Consider the following 21,304-nt stretch of genomic DNA (forward strand, 5'->3'; position numbering starts at 1 on the left):
AGTGCACGCCGTTGCGTGCCGCCCACTCGGAAAGCTTCACGGGATCATTATAGACGATGAGAAAGGCTGAGGTTCACTGATTAATTGCGCGGCAGTTTTTAGCCCCTTGGCCTTGCGGCTGAGGGCCTTTTGCGCCTTGCGGAGCCTCTTCGCCGCCCGCCGCAGGAAGCGCGGGTTGTCGATCTTCCGGCCGTCAGAGGTGACCGCGAAGTGCGTCAGCCCCAGGTCGATGCCGACCTCGGCCGCGACCCGGGGAAGCGGCTCCTCGGCCGCCTCCACGACGAAACTCGCGAAGTACCGGCCTGCCGCGTCTTTGATCACCGTCACCGACGACGGCTCCGCCGGGAGGCTGCGCGACCACCGCACCGGCACGTCCCCGATCTTCGGCAGGCGAAGCCTCCCACCCGCCGTGACCTTGAACTTGGCGTTCTTGGTGAAGCGGATGGCCTGCCGCCTGTCCTTCTTCGATCGGAACCGGGGCGGCTCGATCTTCGGCCCCTTACGTCTGCCGGTGATGGAGGCGAAGAAGTTACGGTAGGCGGCATTGAGGTCGGCCAGGGCCTGCTGGAGCACCGCCGCCGACACCTCGCCCAGCCAGGAGCGCTCGGGCGTCTGCTTCGCCTCGGTGATGATCCGCCTCGACAACTCCCCGTCGGAGACATACGGCAGGCCCGCCTCGCGGGCGTCGGTGCGTGCGCGCAGCCCGTCGTTGAACACCACCCGGGCGCACCCGAACGCCCGCGCCAGCGCCTCGCGCTGGGCGGCGTCCGGGTAGAGCCGGTACTGGTAGCGAAGCCGCACGGTCACATCGTGCCACTCGACCGTGACCGAGCGTAGGAGAATCCGAGCGATCCGTGAACACATCGGCGACCGCGCCAACGCCGAGCGCGGGCGGCCGGCCCTTCGCCGTCCCGGCACCCTGTACCTGGTGGGCCGGACGGCAAGACCGGAAGGCCAGGGCCCGCTCGCGCCCTGGCGGGCACTCCCACGCGGACCGCCACCCCCACACCTGAAGGCCGGAGCACTGGCCCGCATTTCGGTAGCCCTGCCCGTGGATGTTGATTATCTCGGACTCGGACGAGGTGTTGACGCCCTGGTCGGTGCCGTTGAGGGTGCCACCGTCGCCGATGAAATGCTTGGCGTTCGCGATGACGCCGTCCGCGCCGATACCGCGCGGGTGCCCGCCCTGCCGCGCGGCGCGGCAGGGAGAGGCCCAGACACGCGGACGGCCCGCGCCCATCGGCCGTCTTGCCATGGCCGATGGGCGCGGGCCGTCCGCTGGGCGGGCGGCGGGCCGGCGTCTAGAAGCGGTGCTCCTCGCCGCCCAGACCGGCGGCCCTGCCCACGTCGCCGATGTTGCGGAACTTCTCCCCGGCGGGCAGGCCCCGCAGCACGGCGATCACGCCGCCGGGGGCGGCCTTGGCGTCGGCGTGCGCCAGCAGCGCGTCGCGGTCGGCCGGCCAGTCGGCGTCGGTCAGCCACCGGGCCATGTCGCTGCGCTGGTCCACGCCTTCGGCGCTGATCCCCTCGGCGGCGCCGGGCTCGTGCCCCGGCGGGTACCTCCTGGGCACGGCGTCGTCGTCGGCGGCCCGGATGCCCTCCGGGTCGGCCCACTCCTCGGCGTGGGTGGGGCCGCCACCGCGGATCGCGCCCTCGCTCTCGTGCTTCTGGTACTCGTCCATCTGCGGACCGTGCTTGGCGCTGCCACGTTCGGCGCTCATCTGCGTCCTCCAGTGTGAAGATCCACGAGACGTCCGTCTCGGTCAGGGAAAACGCGGCGCGATGCCGCGGGTCGTCCGGAACGGGGATGTCACGAAAGGGGCCGTACCCGTTACGGTGCCCCCAAACATCGCCGGCCCCCGGCCCTGCCGTCCTGTTTCCCGCGGTCCTGAGCGGATAGGTCTTCCCTGTCCAGTTCCCCGCCCAGCAGCGCCGACTGCCCGACGTCGCCCGGGGCGGCGGCGGCCGAGAAGGAGGTACCGATGCCGATCGCGACGATCAACCCGACCACGGGCGAGACTTTGAAGACCTTCGACCCGCTCGGCGACGAGGAGGTGGACGAACGCCTCGCGCTCGCCGCCGCCGAGTTCGCCACCTACCGGACGACCGGTTTCAAGCAGCGGGCCGAGTGGATGCGCGCCGCCGCCGACCTCCTCGAATCGGAGCAGGAGGACGTGGCCCGGCTCATGACCACCGAGATGGGCAAGACGCTCGTCGCCGCCCGCGCCGAGGTGGCCAAGTGCGCCAAGGGGATGCGCTACTACGCCGAGCACGCCGAGGAGTTCCTGGCGGACGAGCCGGCGGACGCCCCGGCCGTGGGGGCGCGGCGGGCGTACGCGCGCTACCAGCCGCTCGGGCCCGTCCTGGCGGTGATGCCGTGGAACTTCCCCCTGTGGCAGGCGGTCCGCTTCGCCGCGCCCGCGCTGATGGCGGGCAACGTGGGGCTGCTCAAGCACGCCTCGAACGTGCCGCAGACCGCGCTCTACCTCGGGGAGCTGTTCGCACGGGCGGGCTTCCCCCGGGGCTGCTTCCAGACCCTGCTGATCGGCTCCGACCAGGTCGAGCGGGTGCTGCGGGACCGGCGGGTGGTGGCGGCGACCCTGACCGGCTCCGAGCCGGCCGGCCGGTCGGTCGCCTCCGTCGCCGGCGGGGAGGTCAAGAAGACCGTCCTGGAGCTGGGCGGCTCCGACCCCTACGTCGTGATGCCCTCCGCCGACCTCGACGCCGCCGCCTCCACCGCGATCACCGCGCGGGTGCAGAACAACGGCCAGTCCTGCATCGCGGCCAAGCGGTTCATCGTGCACGCCGACGTCTACGACGCCTTCGCCGAGCGCTTCACGGCGCGGATGGAGGCCCTGCGGGTCGGCGACCCGATGGAGGAGGGGACCGACGTGGGGCCGCTCGCCACCGAGCAGGGCCGCGACGACGTGGAGATGCTGGTGGCCGACGCGGTCGGGCGCGGGGCGCGGGTGCTGTGCGGGGGCTACATCCCCGACCGGCCGGGCTGGTTCTACCAGCCGACGGTCGTCGCCGGTGTCACCCCGGAGATGCGGATGTTCTCCGAGGAGGTGTTCGGCCCGGTGGCGGCGCTGTACCGGGTCTCCGACGTCGACGAGGCGATCGCGCTCGCCAACGTGACCGACTTCGGTCTCGGCGCCAACGCCTGGACCGCCGACCCCGCCGAGCAGGAGCGCTTCGTCACCGACCTGGAGGCCGGGGCGGTCTTCGTCAACGGCATGGTCACCTCCTACCCGGAGCTGCCCTTCGGCGGCGTCAAGAACTCCGGGTACGGCCGGGAGCTGTCCGCGCACGGCATCCGCGAGTTCTGCAACCTCAAGGCCGTCTGGGTCGGCTGACCTCGGCGCCGCGCGCGAGGGGAACGGCGCGGTCGGCCCGCCCACACCCGAGCGGGAGACCGGGCGGGGACGGAACGGGCGGCGCGGGCGCGGCCGGTCCGCCCGCGTCCGGGCAGGAGGCTCGGCGCCGCACGGTGGGGAGGGCGGACCGGCCCGCCAGGGGCGAGCCCCAGGGGGTCGAGCGGGCCGGTCCGGGTTCGCGGGGCGGCCGCGGCGGCGCGCCGCGGTCCGCCGGGAGGACCGTGAGGGGCGGTGCGGCGCTGCGGCCGGCACCGGGGACCACCATCCCTCAGTGGATATTCTTCCTATATTTGCGACGCTTTTCAGGTATATCGATCAATAACATCAATTTTCCCGATTGTCGGGAGCCGGATGCGCCGGCCGTACCGGCCGCGCCGTGACCCCCGCAGACCCCCGCAGATCCCGGCCGGGCCCGGCCGGGCCCGGCATGGAACCTCCAGGTGAGAACTCCCTCTCCCGCCCCGGCCCGCCCACCGCGTCGCGGTGTGGCGCCGGGCGGATCCGGGCACGGTTCCGCGGGTGCTGCAGTTGATCAGCGACTTCGTCACCCTCATGGTCGTCTTCGCGCTCGTCTGGCTGGCGCTCCTGTTCGTCTCGGTGGTCCTGCTCGCCGGCCTCGCGGTGTTGGCCCTGGCGACCGTATGGGAGCAGGATGGTGACAGGGGACCAGGGAGGTAGGAGATGCGGCAGCTCAACCCGGTGGACGCGCAGTTCCTGAACTTCGAGACGCCGACGAACGTCGCGAACATCGCCGGGCTGGCCGTGCTGGCGGGCGAGCTGACCCGCGCCGACCTGATCTCCCTGCTCGCCCGGCGGCTCCACCTCGCCCCGCCGTTCCGGCGCAGGCTCGTCACGGTGCCGCTGGGCCTGGACCGCCCCTACTGGGCCGACGACACCCGGGTCGACCTCGACTACCACGTGCGTGAGATCGCGCTCCCCGCGCCGGGCGGCGACGAGCAGCTCGGCGACCAGGTCGCGCGGCTGCACGCCCGCCCCCTGGACCGCGGCCGCCCGCTGTGGGAGATGTACCTGATCCACGGCCTGGCGGGCGGCCGGACGGCCCTGTACATGAAGGTCCACCACGCCGCGATCGACGGCGTCACCGGTGCCGGCGTCCTCGCCGCGCTCCTGGACACCTCACCCGAGCCCGCCGAGGTCCCGGCGGCGCCCGAGGCGGGGCCCGACGGCGGCGTCGACGCCGCGGAGATGATCACCAGGGGAGTGGCGGGCGTCGTCCTCAACCCGGCGAACACCGTGCGGTTCCTCGTCAACGCGGTCCCGCACCTCGACGAGATCCCCGTACTGTCCCAGCTGCCGGGGGCCCGCCCGATCTCCCACGTCACCCGCGACCTGGCCCGCCGCCTGACCGGGGAGCCCGGCACCCCGGTCATGCCCCGCCTGATCGCGCCCCGCACGCCGTTCAGCGGGAGGATCACCGCGCACCGCAGGTTCGCCTTCACCGCCCTGTCCCTGGCGGACGTCAAGCAGGTCAAGAACGCCTTCGGCGTCACGGTGAACGACGTGGTGATGGCCGTCTGCGCCGGGGCGCTGCGGCAGTGGCTGATCAAACACGACGCGCTGCCCGACCAGCCGCTGGTGGCCGGCGTGCCGTTCTCACTGAAGGTCCCCGACGCCGGCGACGACGGCAACCAGGTCACCCTGATGATCACCACACTCGCCACGCAGGTCGCCGACCCGCTGGAGCGGCTGACGGCCGTGCACGACGCGATGTCCCTGATCAAGGACCGCGCGTCGCTCGCCCCGGCCCGCTGGATCCAGGAGGTCAGCGACATGATGCCCTCGGCGCTGACCGGCCTGGCGGCCCGCGCGGCCTTCAATCTGCTGGCCGGTACGGCGGGCCCGATCAACGTGCTGATCTCCAACGTCCCCGGCCCCCAGCTGCCGCTGTACGTGAACGGCGTCCGGCTGCTCGCCTACCACCCCGTGTCGGTGGTCACCGACGTGAGCGGTGGCCTGAACATCACCGTCTTCTCCTACGACGGCTCACTTGACGTGGGCGTGATCGCCTGCCGGGAGATGGTCCCCGACGTGTGGCTCGTCACCGACTACCTCCGGGACTCCCTCTCCGAGCTCAAGCTCCTCGCTGAGCAGGAGTGAGCGCCCGGGGGCGTCGTCCACGAAGTGGAGGATCTTCTCCAGGCGGACGATCGATCCCCGCTCCGGCCGGTTGACGAACCTGATGTCGTCGGCCAGCGCCTGCATGATGAGCAGCCCGCGGCCGTGCTCGGAGGTGGCGGAGGGGGTGCGCGCCATGGAGGAGTCGAAGCCGTTCCCGGCGTCGATCACCTTGATGACGCACCTGTCGCGGATCAGCTCGGTGCTCACCATGTAGTCGTCGCTCGGTTCGGCGTGCTGGATGACGTTGGAGCACGCCTCCGAGAGCATGAGCTGTATGTCGTCCCGGATCTGCGGCTCCACCCCCAGTGCGCCGAGCGAGGCGTCCAGAAGCTGCCTGATCACCGGGACGCTCGCGGCGTCACGCGGCAGGCGCAGCGAGATCGTGGCCTCCACGGTTCCTCCTTCAACAGATGACTCTCCAGTGCACTGCCCTCACTCCGGTGCCTTAACCGGAAAGGGGCGGCGGGCCGTGTCCGGGGCCCGCCGCCCCTCGTCCCCCGGCGACCGCTAACGGGAGAAGGCGTCCATCGCGGCCTGGCAGAAGGCCTTGAGGTCGTCGGGCTTGCGGCTGGTGACCAGGGTGTTGGGTCCTCCGGTGCACACGACGACCTCCTTGTCCTCCCAGGTGGCCCCCGCGTTACGCAGGTCCGTCTGGAGACTGGGCCAGGAGGTGACCCTACGGCCGCGTACCACGTCGGCCTCGATCATCGTCCAGGGCGCGTGGCAGATCGCCGCGACCGGCTTGCCCGACTCGAAGAACTCCTTGACGAAACGTACGGCCTCCGGAACCGTCCGCAGGAAGTCCGGGTTGGCGACGCCGCCCGGCAGCACCAGCCCGTCGAAGTCGGCGGCCCGTACGTCGCCGGCCGTCCCGTCGACCGGGAACGTGTCGGCCTTGTCGAGGTGGTTGAACGCCTGGACCTCGCCCGCCTTGGTGGAGATCAGCCGGGGCGTGCCGCCCGCCTGCTCGACCGCCTTCCACGGCTCGGTGAGCTCGACCTGCTCGATGCCCTCCGGGGCGACGAGGAACGCGATCGTCTTGTTGCTGAGCATGATGCCCCCCTTTGACGTGCTTTCTTGGGCTTCAAGGGGCCCATGCCCCGGGTGCGGGGATGCATGCGAGCCGCCGCGGGGGCGACGGCTCGCGTTCGAAGGCGCGGGCGGCGGGATCGGCTCCGCGCCCGGTCGAGGCTTCGAGCCCGTCCGAGGCTCCGGGGCCGGCGCGGGCCCGGTACCGGGCGCGGTTTCGGGCGCGGTTTCGGCCCGGGGTCAGCGCCGGACGAGGTCGAGGGCGACGTCCAGCGCCGCCTCCCGGCGCTCGTCGTCGGAGAGCGCCTCGTCCCGCAGGACGAACCAGGCCGCGTGCAGGGCGAGCAGCGCCATCGCGTGCTTCAGCCGGGCGGCGGGCGGGTCGTCCGGCTCGACGAGGAAGTCGAACAGGCTGAACATCCGCTCGTGCATCTGCTTCATCACCGGGTGGCCCTTGAGCGCGGTCTGGTTGCGCTCGAAGAACCGCATGATCTCCCGGTGGCCGCCCCGGTGCAGGTCCGCGGAGTAGCGGCGGACCAGCTCGCGGCGGCTCTCCTCGGTGCGCGGCTGCCTCCCGGCCCAGGCGATCAGCTCCTCCAGCGTGCGGATCCGATCCTCCACGAGACTGGTGATGATCTCTTCCTTGCTCTTGAAGTGGTAGTAGAGTGCCGCCTTGGTCACGCCGAGGGCCTCCGCGATCTCCCGGAGAGAGGTGGCCTCGTAGCCCTGCTCGGTGAAGAGCCGGAGGGCCGTCTCCTGGATGCGGGTGCGGGTGTCGGCGTGTTCGCTCATGGTTCCCTTTGCGGCGGAATTAACTTGACGGCCGGTAAGTGATCGTCCTACATTCCCATCATATCCAACACTAGCCGGACGGCAAGTAAGCAAGATCCTTAGGGGGCTGGAGAAATGACGGAGACCGCGGTCGTACCAGGACGGCGGCGCGAGGTCATGGTCGTCTTACCGGGGCTGATGCTCGCCATCATCCTCGCGATGCTCGACAACATGATCGTCGGTACGGCGATGCCCCGCATCGTGGGGGAGCTCGGGGGCCTGTCGCACCTGTCGTGGGTGGTCACCGCCTACGTCCTCGGCACGACCGTCTCGACCCCCATCTGGGGGAAGATCGGCGACCTGTACGGCAGGAAGAACATCTTCATCGCCTCCATCGTCATCTTCATGGTCGGGTCGGTGCTGTGCGGCATGGCCGGATCCGACCTGCTGGGCGGCCCCCAGGACGGCATGGCCCAGCTCATCGCCTTCCGCGCGCTCCAGGGCCTCGGCGGCGGCGGTCTCATGGTCAACGCCATGGCCATCATCGGCGACCTCGTCCCGCCGCGTGAGCGCGGCCAGTACCAGGGCATCATGGCCGGCGTCATGTCGCTGGCGATGATCGCCGGCCCGCTCGTCGGCGGATTCATCACCGATCACCTCGACTGGCGCTGGGCCTTCTACGTCAACCTGCCCGTCGGGTTCGTCGCCCTGGCGCTGCTGGCGGTGACGCTGAAACTGCCCAAGCTCCGCACCGAGCACCGCATCGACTGGCTCGGCGCGATCCTGCTGTCCATCGGCATCACCGCGCTGGTCCTCATCACCACCTGGGGCGGCAACGACTACGCCTGGACCTCACCGCAGATCATCGGCCTGGCCGTGACGGCCCTGGTGACGCTGGTGCTGTTCGTCCCGGTGGAGCGCCGCGCCGCCGAGCCGATCATGCCACTCCAGTTGTTCCGCAACCGCAACTTCACGCTCATCTCGCTGATCGGCTTCCTGCTCGGCTTCGCGATGTTCGGCGCCATCACCTTCCTGCCGCTGTTCCAGCAGACGGTCCAGGGTTCGACGGCCACCAACTCCGGCCTGCTCCTGCTGCCGATGATGGCCTCGTCCATGGTGATCTCGCTGTTCGTCGGCCAGGCCATCACCAAGACCGGCAAGTACAAGATCTACCCGGTCATCGGCGGCGCGATCATGGCGATCGCCATGTGGCTGCTGTCCCTGATGGACGCGAAGACCCCCACCTGGCAGACCGGCGTGTTCATCGCGGTGCTCGGCCTCGGCATGGGCTTCCTCATGCAGACCACCATGCTGATCGCCCAGAACAGCGTGGAGCAGAAGGACCTCGGCGTCTCCAGCAGCGCCGCGACCTTCTTCCGGTCCATCGGCGGCTCGTTCGGCGTCTCCATGTTCGGTGCCATCTTCAACCGCCACCTGTCCGACAGCCTGACCCAGAAGTTCGGGACGGAGGGCGCCAAGCTCGCCGGAGGCGGCGGCCGGGCCGACGCCGCGACCCTGGCCCACCTCCCGGCCCAGGTGCGCTTCGGCTTCCTGGATTCACTGGCCTCCTCGATCGCCGGCGTCTTCTGGTGGGCGATCTTCTTCGCGGTCCTGGTGCCGGTGCTGGCCGTCTTCATCAAGGAGATCCCGCTGCGCGGCGCCCCCGGGCAGGACGGCCCGGCCGAGCAGGCCAAGACCCCGGCCCCCGTGCTGGAGTAGGGGCCGCCGGCCCCGCCGCCCGGTCCCGTCCCGGGGCTCCCGGGACGGGCGCCGGACTCCCGGACCCCCCGAGCCTCCGGCGCCCGCCTCCGCCCCGCCCTCCGCGGGGGCCGGAGGCGGGCGCCAAGTCACGGCCCAGCGGGAGGCAAGTCGGGCCCGACACACTCGGGGCCATGGAAGACACCCTCGAAGCGACCCCCCTACCCGAGCCCGGCCGCGCCGCCGCGCCGGCCGTCACGGCCGCCGGGCACACCACCCGGCGGCCGGAGGCCGGCGACGCCGAGGCCGTCCACGAACTGGTCTCCCTGTGCGACACCCAGGTGATCGGCAAGGCCGACATGACCCTCGACGACGTCGCCGACCAGCTGAACGACCCCTCCTTCGACCCCGACGCCGACGGCTGGCTCGTCCACGACCCCTCCGGGCGCCTGGTCGCCTGGGCCTGGGCCTGCCGCAGGGGCGACGACGGCGCCGTGGAGTTCGACGTGGTCGTCCACCCCGCCGCCCCCGAGCTGACCGGCCGCCTGTGGGACACCGTCCTCGACCGCGCCCGCCGCATCGCCGCCGGACTCGGCCACGACCACGCCGTGGCCGACATCGCCGTCTACCGCGAGGACAGCGGCAAACGCGCCCTCGCCGCCGCTCGCGGCTTCACCCACACCACCGGCTTCATCCGGCTCCGGGCCGACCACGGCCCGTCCCTCGCCCCGCCGGAGCCGCCGCCCGGCGTGACGGTGCACCGGGGGACCACCGAGGAGGCGCGCCGCCAGGCCCACGCCGTCGAGCAGGTCGGATTCGCCCGGCACTTCGGGTTCGTCCCCAAGGACTACGACGAGTGGCACGCCGAGCTCGACTCCTCCGCCAGCACCGACTGGGCGCAGCTCGCCGTCGCCCGCCTCGACGGCGAACCGGTGGCGATGCTCCTCGGCACCGACGCCTTCGCCGCGGACGAGAACTGCGGCTACGTCCGCCGGCTCGCCGTGGCGCCCCCCTTCCGGGGGCGCGGCCTGGGCCGGTTCATGCTGCGCGCCGCCTTCGCCGACGACGTACGGCGCGGCCGGATCGGCACCTGCCTCCACGTGGACGCGGGCAACGTCACCCCCGCCCTGGACCTGTACCTGTCGGTGGGCATGCGCCAGGTGCTGGCCATCGACGTCTGGCGGCGGACCCTCTGACCGTCTCCGGGTACGGCACGCCGTACCCGGAGACGCCCGCCGGGCGGCCGTCCTCGGGGGAGCGTGCCCGAGGGCATCATCGACCGGGCGGCCGTCCTCAGGAGAGAACCGCGCCCGCACGCGCGGCGCCGTCCCCGCCCTCCGGCCGGGGCGCCTCAGCGGTCGGCGGCCACCCGATGCTTGGCCAGGTGCGCCAGCACCGCCTGGTTGGCCTCCCACCCGTCGGGGAACTTCACCGGCACCCCGAGCCGCACCGGTTCGGCCGACGGGTGGGCGTCCAGCAGTTCGGGGATGCCCGCCCTGGCCACCACCACGCAGGCGTGCCGGTGCCGCGAGGCCAGCACGCACAGCCGCCCCGACTCCAGGTGGAACGCCGTGGCGTCGCGGCGGCCCGACAGCGGATGCAGCATGATCGTCACGTCGTACTCCCGGCCCTGCAGCCGGTTGGCGGTGTCCACCGTGATCTCCTCGGGCACCCCGGCCGCGCGGATCGCGGCGACCTGGTCGCGGTGCGCCGCGCCGATCGCGATCCGGTCGGCCGTGACCCGGTGGCTGCCCCGCTCCGAGTGCGCCACCGGCGCCCGCTGCAGCAGCCGCACCGCCAGCACCGCCACCGCCTGAACCGCCTCGGCGTCGGTGCGCACCGTGTGGCGGCTCGGCAGCTCGTACAGCGCCCATCCCGAGGCCGCCGCCTCCTCCAGCGCCCGGTCGTAGGAGGTGCGCATGCCGTCGACCGTCAGCTCCAGCGCCCGGTCGGCGTCGCCGGTCCCGGCGCGGAACCCGGTGAACGGGTAGAACGCCTCCGACACCACCGGCGCCGCCGAGGCGGGCAGCCGCCAGGACACCGGCAGCCGGTGCACCGGCAGGTCCGGGTTGTGCCGCAGCAGCACCGAGACCGCGCTCTGCACCGGGTCCCACGACAGCCCGGCCCAGCGGTCGCCGTCCACGATCGAGAACGGGTCGAGCTGCCCCGGGTCGCCCACGAACAGAGCCCGCTCGAACAGCGAGGCGATGCGCAGCAGCTTGTCCGAGCGCATCTGGTACGCCTCGTCCACGATCGCCCACGGCCAGGTGCGGTCGCCGATCCAGGCCCACTTGTCGGCCGTGGCCACCACCACCGCCGGATCCCCCAGGTCGGGCAGCTTGCCCGCCACCGACACGTTGGGGTGACCCAGGACCCGGCCCGGCGTGACGTAGCCGCTCGCCGACAGCCGGCCGATCGTCAGGTCGGGGTGCTCGGTCGCCAGCCGGTCCACCAGGTCGTCGACCTGCTCGTTGGTCTGCGCGACGATCATCAGCGGCTCGCCGGTCTCCGCGATGTGCCCGGCCGCCCGGACCACCAGCGTCGACTTGCCCGCCCCGGGAGGGGAGTCGACCACCACGCCCCGGTGGCGCGGAAGGTCGGCCAGGACCGCCTCGACCACGGCCGCCGCCTCCCGCTGCGGCGACACGGCGGGAACCACGAGGCGCGAGGCGGCCGGGCCGTACGGCAGCGCCTCCGGGCGTGCCTCCGGCACCACCCCGAGCACCCCCGTACGACGCGTCCCCGGCGTCTCCCGGTGAAGGCTCATGACCATTCCTCCCGCGCGTCATCGTCATCCGGCACGTACTCCTCGGGCGGGCCGCCGTGGGTCCACGGGGTCCGCTCGGGCTCCGGCAGCGCCGCCGAGGACTGGAAGTCGTCGGTCAGCGTGGTGTAGGTGACCCGCTCGCCCGGCTCGGGCACCGCCCCCGGGGCGGCCACCTTCCCGCGGCCCATCCCCTTGGTCACCTTCAGGGTGATCTCGTCGCCGTCGATCCCGACGACCTCGGCGGCGTGGCCGCGCCGGTCGGGGCTGCCGAGCACGGCGCCGGGCGCCAGCCGCACCGGGTCGGCGGTGCGGACCGTGACCAGCGGGCGCAGCTTGCGCGAGCGGCCCTCGCCCTCGGTGTTCTCCGGATCGGCGGAGACGACCGTCCCGGCGAACGCCTCACCGGTCAGGCGGTACTCGGCCATCACCAGCGGGTCGTCGTAGGCGCGCTGCACGTCGTAGCTCGCCCGCGCCCGCTCCAAGGCCGCCAGCCGCGCCGCGGCGCCGACCGCGCCGTCCCGGCGCGCCTGCGGCGGCCCGCCCTCGGCGATCAGTTCGAGGAACCGGGTGAACGACCCCCGGTCGGTCTCCCAGCGGCCGGCCACCCTCGGGCCCTCCGGCAGGGCGCGCAGCAGCTCCACCGACCGCCACATCAGCCGCCAGGTCGGTTCCAGCTGGGTGCGCAGCGCCTGGGCGACGCGCTCCACCGCCCGCGCGGTCGGCGCCTCCTCGTAGGCGCGGACGGCCGGGCCGAGCACCTCGTTGTCGAACCCCGGATCGGTGGCCGGCCCGGCGGGCGGCCACAGCAGCGGGTCCTCGGCCTCCTCGGCGGCCCGCCGGCCGTCCATCCCGGCGGGCGGGTCGATCCACCCTGCCAGCGCCACCAGGTTGGCGTCCTCCAGGGCGCTCTGCCCGGTCGCCCAGTGCGCCGACAGCGCCTCCGTCATCGACATCATCAGGCACGACCCCGGCCGTCGCGACCGGTCGGCGAAATACGTCAGCCACCGCCCGAGCAGCGGCACCGACGGATGAACCGGGTAGGGGCCGTCGGCCCGGCGGAACCGGGTGGAGCGGCCCAGCAGCCCGGCGAAGGCCGCCGCCGAGCGGTTCGGCACCAGGATCTGCGGCGCGTCCAGGCACCGCTCGTACGGGTCGCCGCCCCTGCGCTCCACCGTCTCGGTGGTCTTGGCGAACCCCTCGACGTACGGCAGCAGCACCTCGGCCAGCTCCGCGGCGAAGGCGAACCGCAGGTCGCGGTTGCGCGGCTGGGGAACCACCAGCAGCCGCGGATGGTCGGGGTCGGTGCCGACCATGGCGCCCAGCGGGGCGAGGGCCTCCCCGGCGAGCTGGAGCGGCACGAACACCATCGGGCGCGGGGCCAGGTGGCAGTGGCGGACCGTGGTGATCCGCTGCGCGGTCCCGTCGCGGACGGCCTTGAGGCGGGCCAGCGCCGTCAGCGTGCTCATCCCAGGCACTCCTCGCGCAGGCGGTGGGCCAGGCGGAGCAGGTGGGCGATCTCCTCCTGCCCCTCGGCGGGCTCCGCGGAACCCTCGGCCAGGGCGAGCGCCTCGTCCACGCCCAGGATCCCGCCGAGCTGGTCGCGCACCTGACGTCCGAGCTGGTCGGTGGATCCGCCGCAGCGGGCCTCGTCACGGCAGAACATGCACATGTCGCAGGTGGACAGGCAGTCGGGCGCGTACCGGGCCGGGACCTCGCGCAGCGCGCCGGCCACCTCCCGCGCCGGCCGGGTGGGGACCCCCTCGGAGTCTGGGGCCAGGTCGAAGGTGATCCCCGCGGGCAGCTCCTCCACCAGGTGGTCCACCCGGGTCATCCGGTCGAGCTGCCGCCGGAGCACCGCGAGCTGCCTGCGGACGTCCACCAGCGTCGCGACCGGCCGGTTGGCGAAGTTCTCCGGGCACACCAGCACCACGTCGTGCGACACCCGCTCCGGGTCGTGCCCGAGGTCGGCCAGCAGGGCGCGCAGCGCCAGCACGTACACGGCGGCCTGCCGGGCCGCCGCCGCGACCTTCTCCGGCTCGGCCTGGCCGTCGACCACCGCGAACGACTTGATCTCCACGATGTGGAAGCGGCCCTCGACCTGGAAGGCCACCACGTCGGGCTCCAGGTAGGAGGTCTGGCCGGCGATGCGGAGGCTGAGCAGCGGATGGTCGTAGAAGACCGCCGCGTCGTCGCCCTCGCGCGCCGCCCGGTCGATCAGGGCGCGCGTGTGGGAGTGGCGCAGGTGGGAGCCGACGCTCTCCACGTCCTGGTAGCCCACCTGCGCGATCGGCAGCCCGAGCAGCTCGCGCAGCAGCCGCAGCAGCTCGGCGCAGCCGTTCTCCTTCACGAGCGCCTCGAAGACGTTCCCGCGGGTGATCGCGAACTGCGACTGGCCGAACGGGGCCGGGAAGCCGATGTGCCGCGCCGTGAGGTCCTTGTCCACCCCGGCGGCGTCCAGCACCGCCCGGCGGGCGCAGCCCGGGTTCGCGGCCAGCGCCGCGATGGCCCTGGCGTCGTGGGCGCGGGGCGGCACCGGCCCGCGCAGCTCGTCGAGCCTGTGCCTCAACAGGCCGCCTCCTTCAACGCGCCCAGCGCGGCGGCGCCGAACAGGCGCTCCACGTCCGGCAGCCGTCCGGTCGCCCGCGCCGCCACCTCGGTCCGCTGCGCCGTGTCGGCCGCCCGGTGCACCTCCAGCTCGGCCCGTGCCGCGCGGATCGCGGTCGCCGGGTCGGCCGGGGCGAAGCCCTCCGTCGCGCCGGGGATGTTCTGCGCCATCCGCGTCAGCAGCCGCACCGCGCCGGGCGGCGGCTCGGGCAGCCGGGCCAGGTGCTCTGCGACGCGCACCGCTGAGGTCAGGAAGTCGACGCGCGGGCTCAGCGGCCCCAGCACCCGCAGCTCCGGGGCCCACGTGCTGACCGCGAGCAGCCCGCGGGCGGGGGAGAGGCGGTCGGTCAGCGCCGCGCACAGGTAGTACGGCCGCGCGTACGGGTCGCTCCGGAACGAGCGCTCCTCGTCCCGCCGCAGGCTGGTGAGCTGCGAGCCGCGCAGCGCGCGGGAGAAGAACGCGTCGTTGACCGCGACGATCAGCTTCGGGGCGGCGGGCACGCCCAGCAGGGCCAGGGCCTGGTGCACCTGCTCCCGGATGGGCAGCAGCGGCGCCTCCGGCTCGGGGGCCGGGAGCTCCTCGGCTCCGACGGCCCGGTCCCACTCGTGTTCCATCCGGCGCAGCTCGCCGCGGAGCGACCGGGCCAGGGAGTGCTCCTTGGCCTTGACCGCGCGGCGGACCTCGGCGCGCAGGTCGGCGATCCGCCGTTCCAGCGCGTCCAATGACTCACTCACGGCACGGAGCGTAACAGCAGTCCCATCGGTTTCCCGGGATTTCCCGGGAATTCCAGTCTTCGGGTCGCGCCGTCCGGCTTCGGGCCGCGCCCTGGCTCTCCGGGGCGCGCCACAGGTCTTCGGGCCGTGCCGTCCGGCGTCCGCCACCGGAGCGGGCGTTCCTCACCCGCCCCGGTGAGCCCCGGACCTCACCGGGGCGTGCCCGTCCCCGTCGTGGTCAGGCCCCGATCTCCGTACGGTCCCCGGACCACAGCGTGTGGAAGGTCCCCTCCCGGTCGGACCGCTGGTAGGTGTGCGCGCCGAAGAAGTCGCGCAGCCCCTGGACGAGCGCCGCGGGCAGCCGGTCCGCGCGCAGCGAGTCGTAGTAGGCCAGCGCCGTCGAGAAACCCGGCGCCGGGACGCCCGCCCCGGCCGCCGTCGCGACCACCCGCCGCCACGACTCCTGCGCCAGGCCCAGCGCCTCGGCGAACAGCGGCGCCGTCAGCAACGTCACCGGAGGGCTCTCCTGCTCGTACGCCTCGCGGATGCGGTCGAGGAAGACCGCCCGGATGATGCACCCGCCACGCCAGATCGTGGCCAGCGCGCCGGGATCGACGTCCCAGCCGTACTCCACGCTGCCGGCCCGGATCTGGTCGAACCCCTGCGCGTAGGCGATGATCTTCGACGCGTACAGCGCCCGCCGTACGTCCTCCACGAACCTCTCGCGGTCCCCGGCCTGCGGCGCGCCCGCGGGGCCGGGCAGGTCCCGCGCGGCCAGCCGCAGCTCCGTGTGGCCGGACACCGACCGGGCGAACACCGCCTCGGCGATGCCGCTCACCGGGACGCCCAGTTCCAGCGCGTTCTGGACGGTCCAGCGGCCGGTGCCCTTCTGCTCGGCCCGGTCGGCGATCACGTCGACCAGCGGCCGGCCGGTGACGGCGTCCACCTGCCGCAGCACCTCGGCGGTGATCTCGATGAGGTAGGACGACAGCTCGCCCCGGTTCCACTCCTCGAAGACGTCGGCGATCTCGGCCGGGCTCAGCCCGAGGACCTGCCGCAGCAGGTCGTACGCCTCGGCGATGAGCTGCATGTCGGCGTACTCGATGCCGTTGTGGACCATCTTGACGAAGTGCCCCGCGCCGTCCGGGCCGATGTGCGTGCAGCAGGGCACGCCGTCCACCTTGGCGGCGATGTCCTCCAGCAGCGGGCCCAGCGCCTGGTAGGACTCCCTGGACCCGCCCGGCATGATGCTCGGCCCGAGCAGCGCGCCCTCCTCACCGCCTGACACGCCCGTGCCGACGAAGTGGATCCCCCGCTCCCGCAGCGCCGCCTCCCGCCGCCGGGTGTCCAGGAAATGGGCGTTCCCGCCGTCGACCAGCATGTCTCCCGGCTCCAGGAGCGGGGCGAACTCCTCGATCACCGCGTCGGTCGGCGCCCCCGCCTTCACCATCACCAGGACACGCCGGGGCCGCTCCAGCGCCGCGACCAGTTCCTCCGGCGTGTCGCAGGCGACGAACTCACCCTCGTGGCCGTGCTCCTTCAGCAGGGCGTCGGTCCGGTAGCGCGACCTGTTGTGCACGGCCACCGTGTGCCCGTGCCGGGCCAGGTTCCGCGCGAGGTTGGCCCCCATCACGGCCAGGCCGGTGACTCCGATACGCGCCTGTGGCATCCTTCGACCTCTTCCCTGAAGACGTGTGTGACGTTTAGGGGCTTATGTCCAAGAATGCCAGGGCGCGTTCGGGCCGTCAGAGGTGGAGTGTCGTCGACGCGGTGCCGATCCGCAGGCCCGCCTTGAACAGGTGGGTCTTCAACGCCTTGTTCAGCGCGCCCGCCGCGACGCCGGTGAGCTTCACCCGGATGTTGCGAGCTCGGACCACCGACCCCTCGGCCTTCAGCTTCGCCGCCGAGAGGTCCAGGTCGAAGACCGGAACACGGACCTTCGGGTCGTCGTTGACGTTGCCCGTGACCTTGCCCTTGGCCAGGTCGATGACGAAGTCCCCGACCTTGATCCGCTTACCGTTCTTCGCGTTGACGAAGGACAGGTCACCGCGGTGCTCGACCTTGCCCGCCAGCGGGTCCACGGTGGCGCGGCCGCCGGTCACGGGGAAGCCGAACGACAGCGACAGGTTGTCACCGGCGATCCGCACGCCGGTCTTGCCGGGGGAGGTGGCATAGGCGGAGAGCCCGTTCTCCAGCAGGACCCCTCCCAGACCCCGGACGGTGGTGACCGTGGTCTGACCGCCCTTGATGGGCGCGCTCGCGGACACGGAGGCCGCCGAGGAGGTGGGCGCCGCCGCGGCGGTGGCCGCGGTGACCGGAGCCTGGAGGGAGAGGGCGAGCAGCGAGCCGCCGACGGCCAGGGTGCTCAGCGTACGAAGGGTGCGCATGGGGGATCTTCTTTCTCGTTGCGGTGTTCCTGGTGACTCTTTGCGTCGTCGCTTCCTCTTCTCGGGATGGGCACCGGTTGGATGCACCGGAGATTGTTGTTTTCTGACGCATCCGAGACGGCCGTCCCTTCGAAGGAAGAGACGATGGTCGCCCCTACCCCCGACCGGGAGATGCCACAGAGCACCGGTCCCTACAGCGCGGAACTGGACGAGGCGTCACTCGCCGCCGGCCTGAGGTCCGGGGACGAACGCTGCCTGGCCGAGATCTACCGGCGGTGGTCTCCGATGGTCCATACGATCGCCCTGCGCTCCCTGCGTCGTGTCCCGGACGCCGAGGACGTCACCCAGCAGGTCTTCATCGCCGCGTGGAGGAGCAGGACCGGATACGACCCGGCGTCGGGCTCCCTGCCCGCCTGGCTCACCGGCATCGCCCGTTACGAGATCGCCAACCGATGGCGGCTGATCCAGCGGGAACAACGGATCTCCCAGCGTCTGGGCAGTCTGGAGACCGATTCGCCGCAGGCCTCGCCCGTGGAAGCGGTGACCGACGGCGTCCTGCTGGCCGAGGAGCTCGGCAAGCTGGGCCAGCCACGGCGTACCATCCTTGAGCTGGCCTTCTACCAGCAGCTCACGCACATGGAAATCGCAAGCAGACTCAACCTGCCGCTGGGAACGGTGAAGAGCCACATCACCCGAGGGCTTCACCGCCTGCGCCGGCGACTGGGGGTGGACGGTGCGCCATCTGGACGATGACACGCTCGCCCTGGTCGCCCTGGGTGAACACGAGGAGCCGGAGCACCTGGCCGCCTGCGCCGCCTGCGGGACGAAGCTCGGCGAGCTTCGCCGGGTGGTCGCGGCGGCCCGGCACGATCCTCCGTCCGCCCCCGCACCCCACGTGTGGGAAGGCGTCCGAGCCGAGCTCGGGCTCTCCCCGGATCTCGTGCCCGGCGCGCCCGCCGGTCCTTCCGATCCCTTCGGCTCTCCTGATTCCTCCCGTTCCTTGGGGGATTTCCCGGGCGTGCCCGCCGCCTCCCTCCGACGCTCCACGCGCGGGCGGACCGTACGGCACGCCGACGCACCGGTCCGGCGAACCCGTCTCTGGGCGCTCGCCGCGGCCCTGACCGCCGGACTGCTCGCCGGAGCCGGAGGCACACTCCTGCTCCAGCGCCTCCCATCGGAGCGGACGCCCCACGTCGTCGCGGCTCATACGGATCTCGGCCCTCTGTCCGGCAACCGGGGGACCGGCGTGGCCGAGATCCGGACGGGGCGGGACGGCGGGAAGCGGCTCCAGGTCCGGCTCGACGACCTCCCCGCGTTCGACGGGTTCTACGAGGTGTGGCTGCTCGATCGGGGCGCGAAACGGATGATCTCCCTGGGAACGGTCGACCCCTCCGGGCGTGGTTCCTACCCGCTCCCCGAGGGGGTCACGACCGCCGGCTACCCGGTGGTGGACATCTCCCGGGAGCCGCTGGACGGGGACCCCCGCCACTCCTCCGACAGTGTCCTGCGGGGCACGCTGCCCGGTGGGTGAGGCGCGACACGGCATGCCGCTCGTCCCCGGGACGCAGGAGGGGCGAGGCACCCGGCACGCCCGCGCCGGCGAAGCGGATCCCCCGCTCCCGCGGCGCCACGCCGCCGATTCCGTCCAGGGTCACGCCGCGGACCTCGTCGCCGGGCCCGCGCCGGTCTCGTCATGTGTCCCATCGCTGGTTCCGTCACGGGTTTCGTCCCGGGCAGGGAGCTTCTCGACGCCGCCGCGCGCCGTACGCTGGAGATCGTCGAGCAGCGCGTCCCACCTGGCCCCGACCGCGTCGAGGGAGTACGTGGAGGCCGTGCGCAGGGCGTTCCGGCCGAGGGTACGGCGCAGCTCGGGGTCCCCGATCAGCCGGGAGACGGCCTCGGCCAGGAACTCCGGCTTCTGCGGGCGCACCAGCAGCCCGTCGTGCCCATGGGTGATGATCTCCCCGGGGCCGTGCGGGCAGTCGAAGCTCACCACGGGCACGCCCTTGCTCATCGCCTCCAGGATGGTCATGCCGAACCCCTCGTAGCGGGAGCTGACGACGTACATCGACGACTTGGACAGCTCGACGCCGATCTCGCTCGAACTGCCCATGAGGAGCACCTTGTCCGTCAGACCGGCCTTCTCGATCCTGGCGCGGAGCCGATCCTCGGCCTTCGGGGTGCCTCCGCCGTAGATGCGCAGCACCCAGTCCGGGTGCTCCTCCGCGACCAGCGCCCACGCCTTGACGAGACGGTCGAAGCCCTTGGCGTGGACCAGCCTGCCGATGGCGGCCACGCTCTTCTCCTCCAGGGCCGAGACGTCACCGGCCAGTTCCGGGACGGCGTTGGGGATGCACAGCAGCCGGGCCGGAGGGTCGTTCCGCAGTGTCCTGGCGTAGTGCTCCCGGTCGGCCTCGGTGAGGGTGACGAACGCGTCGAACCTGCCGTAGCGCCGTTTGATCAGCCGCCGCATCTCGGGGGCGTGGACCTCCAGCGCCACGTGCTCCTGGCCGATCGTCAGCACCTCGAGCGGCGCGAACAGCGCGGTGATCAGGTTGAACCCCGGCCGGGTGGAGATGACCACGCCGGTCCGCATGGACCGCAGGCAGGCCACCAGACGGAGGTCGGTCCACAGCGAGACGGACCCGTGCACATTCTCCTGCTTGGGCACCAGGACACTCGGGAAGCGCGACAGCAGGCGCGCCACCGGGCCGCGCGGACGCGTCCGGTCGTCCAGGAACGTCACCCGCACCCCCGGCGGGATCGGGAAGAACGGATGCTCGGCCGCGCGGACCACGCTGACGATCTCCACGTCGCGTTCCCTGGCGAGGTGACCCGCCAGGTTCAGCACCGTCCGGATGGTGCCGCCCATGCCGTAGGCGTGCTGGAGCAGGATTCGAACCGTTCCGGTGTCGGCCGCGGGCGCGCGCCGCATACGCCTTTCGTTGACCGTCTCCAGCAGGCGTACCCCCGCACGCCTGACCGCCACGCGCATTCTCCCCGTCACTCGTGTCTCCCCCGTGTAGAAGTGGTTCGTATAGAAGTGATCGCTCTTACAGCCTTAAGAACCATTCCGCGTGCCTCCTGGTTGCCCGGGAACGCGAAGAACATGCTCAGACCGGTGGCAGAGCCACTGACTCGTCCCCGTGGGGACAGCCGCGTCTCCGTCCCCGCTCCGTCCCCGCTCCGTCCTCCTCCGGAAGGGGCGGGCACCCCTACGGGGCCGGCCGCCCGTCACCGGAGCGGGAACGGATCGGGGGAGGCGTTCCCGCTCCGGGAGGTGAACCCGGCCCGGGGCGAACGCGCCTCCCGATGGAGGCGGAGACCCGGGAACGAACCCGGCGGCTCACCTGTTCTTCCCCGCACACCGGTTTTGAGTTCACGCCCAGGGTTCGCGGGGGTGGATCGGGACGCCGATGGGAGGCGTCGAAGGTACGCCTCCTTCCCCCGTCGGAGGGCGGCTGGAACGACGCGGCATCCCTCGTCCGGGGGGACAGTGGAACGTGGCGGCAGCGGGTGCACGGTCGATTTGACGATGCGGCCCGGTGTTCATAAAGTTCACCAGGCCCGAGGGAGACGGCGGAGCCGCCGTGATCTCGGAGCCACCCCACTGATCTGATCCGCCCGTTGGGATCTCTGTGTTCCGACGGCGTTCGATTCGACTCGAATCGAACGATGGAGTAAGTTGGAGGGGTTGTCCCGGAAGCGGGCGCCTGAATTCCCTTCGGGACGGTTGGATCAAAGCAAATCGCTCCGAAAGAGCGGTTTGACACGAAAAAGCCGGTCTGAAAGAATAAAGGCACAACGAAACGAACGAA

The 21,304-nt window shown here is 72.2% G+C and carries 18 protein-coding genes and 1 pseudogene; 7 read left to right on the forward strand and 12 right to left on the reverse strand.

From position 1 onward, the window contains the following. Positions 1–102: 102 nt before the first annotated feature. Positions 103–801 (reverse strand): annotated as a pseudogene (locus AB0D67_RS37280) (transposase); the annotation flags it as partial. 500 nt (positions 802–1,301) lie between these two features. Further along, on the reverse strand, positions 1,302–1,721 hold the full coding sequence (locus AB0D67_RS37285) for a DUF2795 domain-containing protein (RefSeq protein ID WP_362946602.1): 420 nt from the start codon (positions 1,719–1,721) through the stop codon (positions 1,302–1,304). A 261-nt stretch (positions 1,722–1,982) separates the two neighbouring features. Here AB0D67_RS37285 and AB0D67_RS37290 point away from each other — a divergent pair, with 261 nt between their 5' ends. The 3 genes from AB0D67_RS37290 to AB0D67_RS37300 all read left to right on the forward strand — a co-directional run bounded on the left by AB0D67_RS37290 (position 1,983) and on the right by AB0D67_RS37300 (position 5,495). Continuing rightward, complete coding sequence (locus AB0D67_RS37290; RefSeq protein ID WP_362946604.1) at positions 1,983–3,356, forward strand: NADP-dependent succinic semialdehyde dehydrogenase; 1,374 nt, start codon at positions 1,983–1,985, stop codon at positions 3,354–3,356. A 540-nt stretch (positions 3,357–3,896) separates the two neighbouring features. After that, entirely contained in the window at positions 3,897–4,055 is a 159-nt protein-coding gene (locus AB0D67_RS37295) for a hypothetical protein (RefSeq protein WP_362946606.1), read from the forward strand. A gap of 3 nt (positions 4,056–4,058) precedes the next feature. Next, positions 4,059–5,495 carry a wax ester/triacylglycerol synthase family O-acyltransferase gene (locus AB0D67_RS37300; protein WP_362946609.1) on the forward strand — a complete coding sequence of 479 codons (1,437 nt, stop codon included), beginning with the start codon at positions 4,059–4,061 and terminating at the stop codon, positions 5,493–5,495. On the opposite strand, the gene AB0D67_RS37305 is transcribed toward AB0D67_RS37300, so the two are convergent. From AB0D67_RS37305 to AB0D67_RS37315, 3 genes are all read right to left on the reverse strand, one after another. Then, the gene (locus AB0D67_RS37305) at positions 5,382–5,909 is read right to left on the reverse strand and encodes an ATP-binding protein (protein ID WP_362946611.1); all 528 of its coding nucleotides are present in this window, start codon (positions 5,907–5,909) and stop codon (positions 5,382–5,384) included. The genes AB0D67_RS37300 and AB0D67_RS37305 overlap by 114 nt on opposite strands. A gap of 114 nt (positions 5,910–6,023) precedes the next feature. After that, a complete protein-coding gene (locus tag AB0D67_RS37310; RefSeq protein WP_362946613.1) occupies positions 6,024–6,569 on the reverse strand; it encodes a type 1 glutamine amidotransferase domain-containing protein in 546 nt (181 codons plus the stop codon). A 216-nt stretch (positions 6,570–6,785) separates the two neighbouring features. Beyond that, on the reverse strand, positions 6,786–7,337 hold the full coding sequence (locus tag AB0D67_RS37315) for a helix-turn-helix domain-containing protein (RefSeq protein WP_362946616.1): 552 nt from the start codon (positions 7,335–7,337) through the stop codon (positions 6,786–6,788). Positions 7,338–7,451: 114 nt separating this feature from the next. On the opposite strand from AB0D67_RS37315, the gene AB0D67_RS37320 reads away from it, so the two are divergent. Further along, positions 7,452–9,035: an MDR family MFS transporter gene (locus AB0D67_RS37320; protein WP_362946619.1), complete on the forward strand. Its 1,584-nt coding sequence runs from the start codon at positions 7,452–7,454 to the stop codon at positions 9,033–9,035. A gap of 173 nt (positions 9,036–9,208) precedes the next feature. Next, positions 9,209–10,210: a GNAT family N-acetyltransferase gene (locus AB0D67_RS37325; RefSeq protein WP_362946622.1), complete on the forward strand. Its 1,002-nt coding sequence runs from the start codon at positions 9,209–9,211 to the stop codon at positions 10,208–10,210. Between the two features lie 155 nt (positions 10,211–10,365). Here the strand turns inward: AB0D67_RS37325 and AB0D67_RS37330 are convergent, their stop codons facing one another. The 6 genes from AB0D67_RS37330 to AB0D67_RS37355 all read right to left on the reverse strand — a co-directional run bounded on the left by AB0D67_RS37330 (position 10,366) and on the right by AB0D67_RS37355 (position 17,486). Then, entirely contained in the window at positions 10,366–11,781 is a 1,416-nt protein-coding gene (locus AB0D67_RS37330; RefSeq protein WP_362946625.1) for an AAA family ATPase, read from the reverse strand. After that, positions 11,778–13,247 (reverse strand): hypothetical protein, encoded by a 1,470-nt coding sequence (locus AB0D67_RS37335; RefSeq protein ID WP_362946628.1) that lies wholly within the window; start codon positions 13,245–13,247, stop codon positions 11,778–11,780. Before AB0D67_RS37335 ends, AB0D67_RS37330 begins: the two co-directional genes overlap by 4 nt. Further along, positions 13,244–14,347: a hypothetical protein gene (locus AB0D67_RS37340; RefSeq protein ID WP_362946630.1), complete on the reverse strand. Its 1,104-nt coding sequence runs from the start codon at positions 14,345–14,347 to the stop codon at positions 13,244–13,246. The genes AB0D67_RS37335 and AB0D67_RS37340 overlap by 4 nt, the downstream gene beginning before the upstream one ends. Beyond that, complete coding sequence (locus AB0D67_RS37345; protein WP_362946632.1) at positions 14,344–15,120, reverse strand: hypothetical protein; 777 nt, start codon at positions 15,118–15,120, stop codon at positions 14,344–14,346. Before AB0D67_RS37345 ends, AB0D67_RS37340 begins: the two co-directional genes overlap by 4 nt. 217 nt (positions 15,121–15,337) lie before the next feature. Continuing rightward, a complete protein-coding gene (gene gndA / locus AB0D67_RS37350; protein WP_362946635.1) occupies positions 15,338–16,768 on the reverse strand; it encodes an NADP-dependent phosphogluconate dehydrogenase in 1,431 nt (476 codons plus the stop codon). Between the two features lie 76 nt (positions 16,769–16,844). Further along, on the reverse strand, positions 16,845–17,486 hold the full coding sequence (locus tag AB0D67_RS37355) for a hypothetical protein (protein ID WP_362946638.1): 642 nt from the start codon (positions 17,484–17,486) through the stop codon (positions 16,845–16,847). Positions 17,487–17,630: 144 nt separating this feature from the next. On the opposite strand from AB0D67_RS37355, the gene AB0D67_RS37360 reads away from it, so the two are divergent. Both AB0D67_RS37360 and AB0D67_RS37365 read left to right on the forward strand, forming a co-directional pair. Then, complete coding sequence (locus AB0D67_RS37360; RefSeq protein ID WP_362946641.1) at positions 17,631–18,239, forward strand: sigma-70 family RNA polymerase sigma factor; 609 nt, start codon at positions 17,631–17,633, stop codon at positions 18,237–18,239. Further along, complete coding sequence (locus AB0D67_RS37365; RefSeq protein WP_362946644.1) at positions 18,220–19,017, forward strand: anti-sigma factor; 798 nt, start codon at positions 18,220–18,222, stop codon at positions 19,015–19,017. Before AB0D67_RS37360 ends, AB0D67_RS37365 begins: the two co-directional genes overlap by 20 nt. Positions 19,018–19,137: 120 nt before the next feature. Here AB0D67_RS37365 and AB0D67_RS37370 read toward each other — a convergent pair whose 3' ends face one another. Beyond that, positions 19,138–20,481 (reverse strand): glycosyltransferase family 4 protein, encoded by a 1,344-nt coding sequence (locus tag AB0D67_RS37370; protein ID WP_362946647.1) that lies wholly within the window; start codon positions 20,479–20,481, stop codon positions 19,138–19,140. Between the last annotated feature and the right edge of the window lie 823 nt (positions 20,482–21,304).

This window comes from Streptosporangium sp. NPDC048047, assembly GCF_040653115.1.
Classification (GTDB): domain Bacteria; phylum Actinomycetota; class Actinomycetes; order Streptosporangiales; family Streptosporangiaceae; genus Streptosporangium.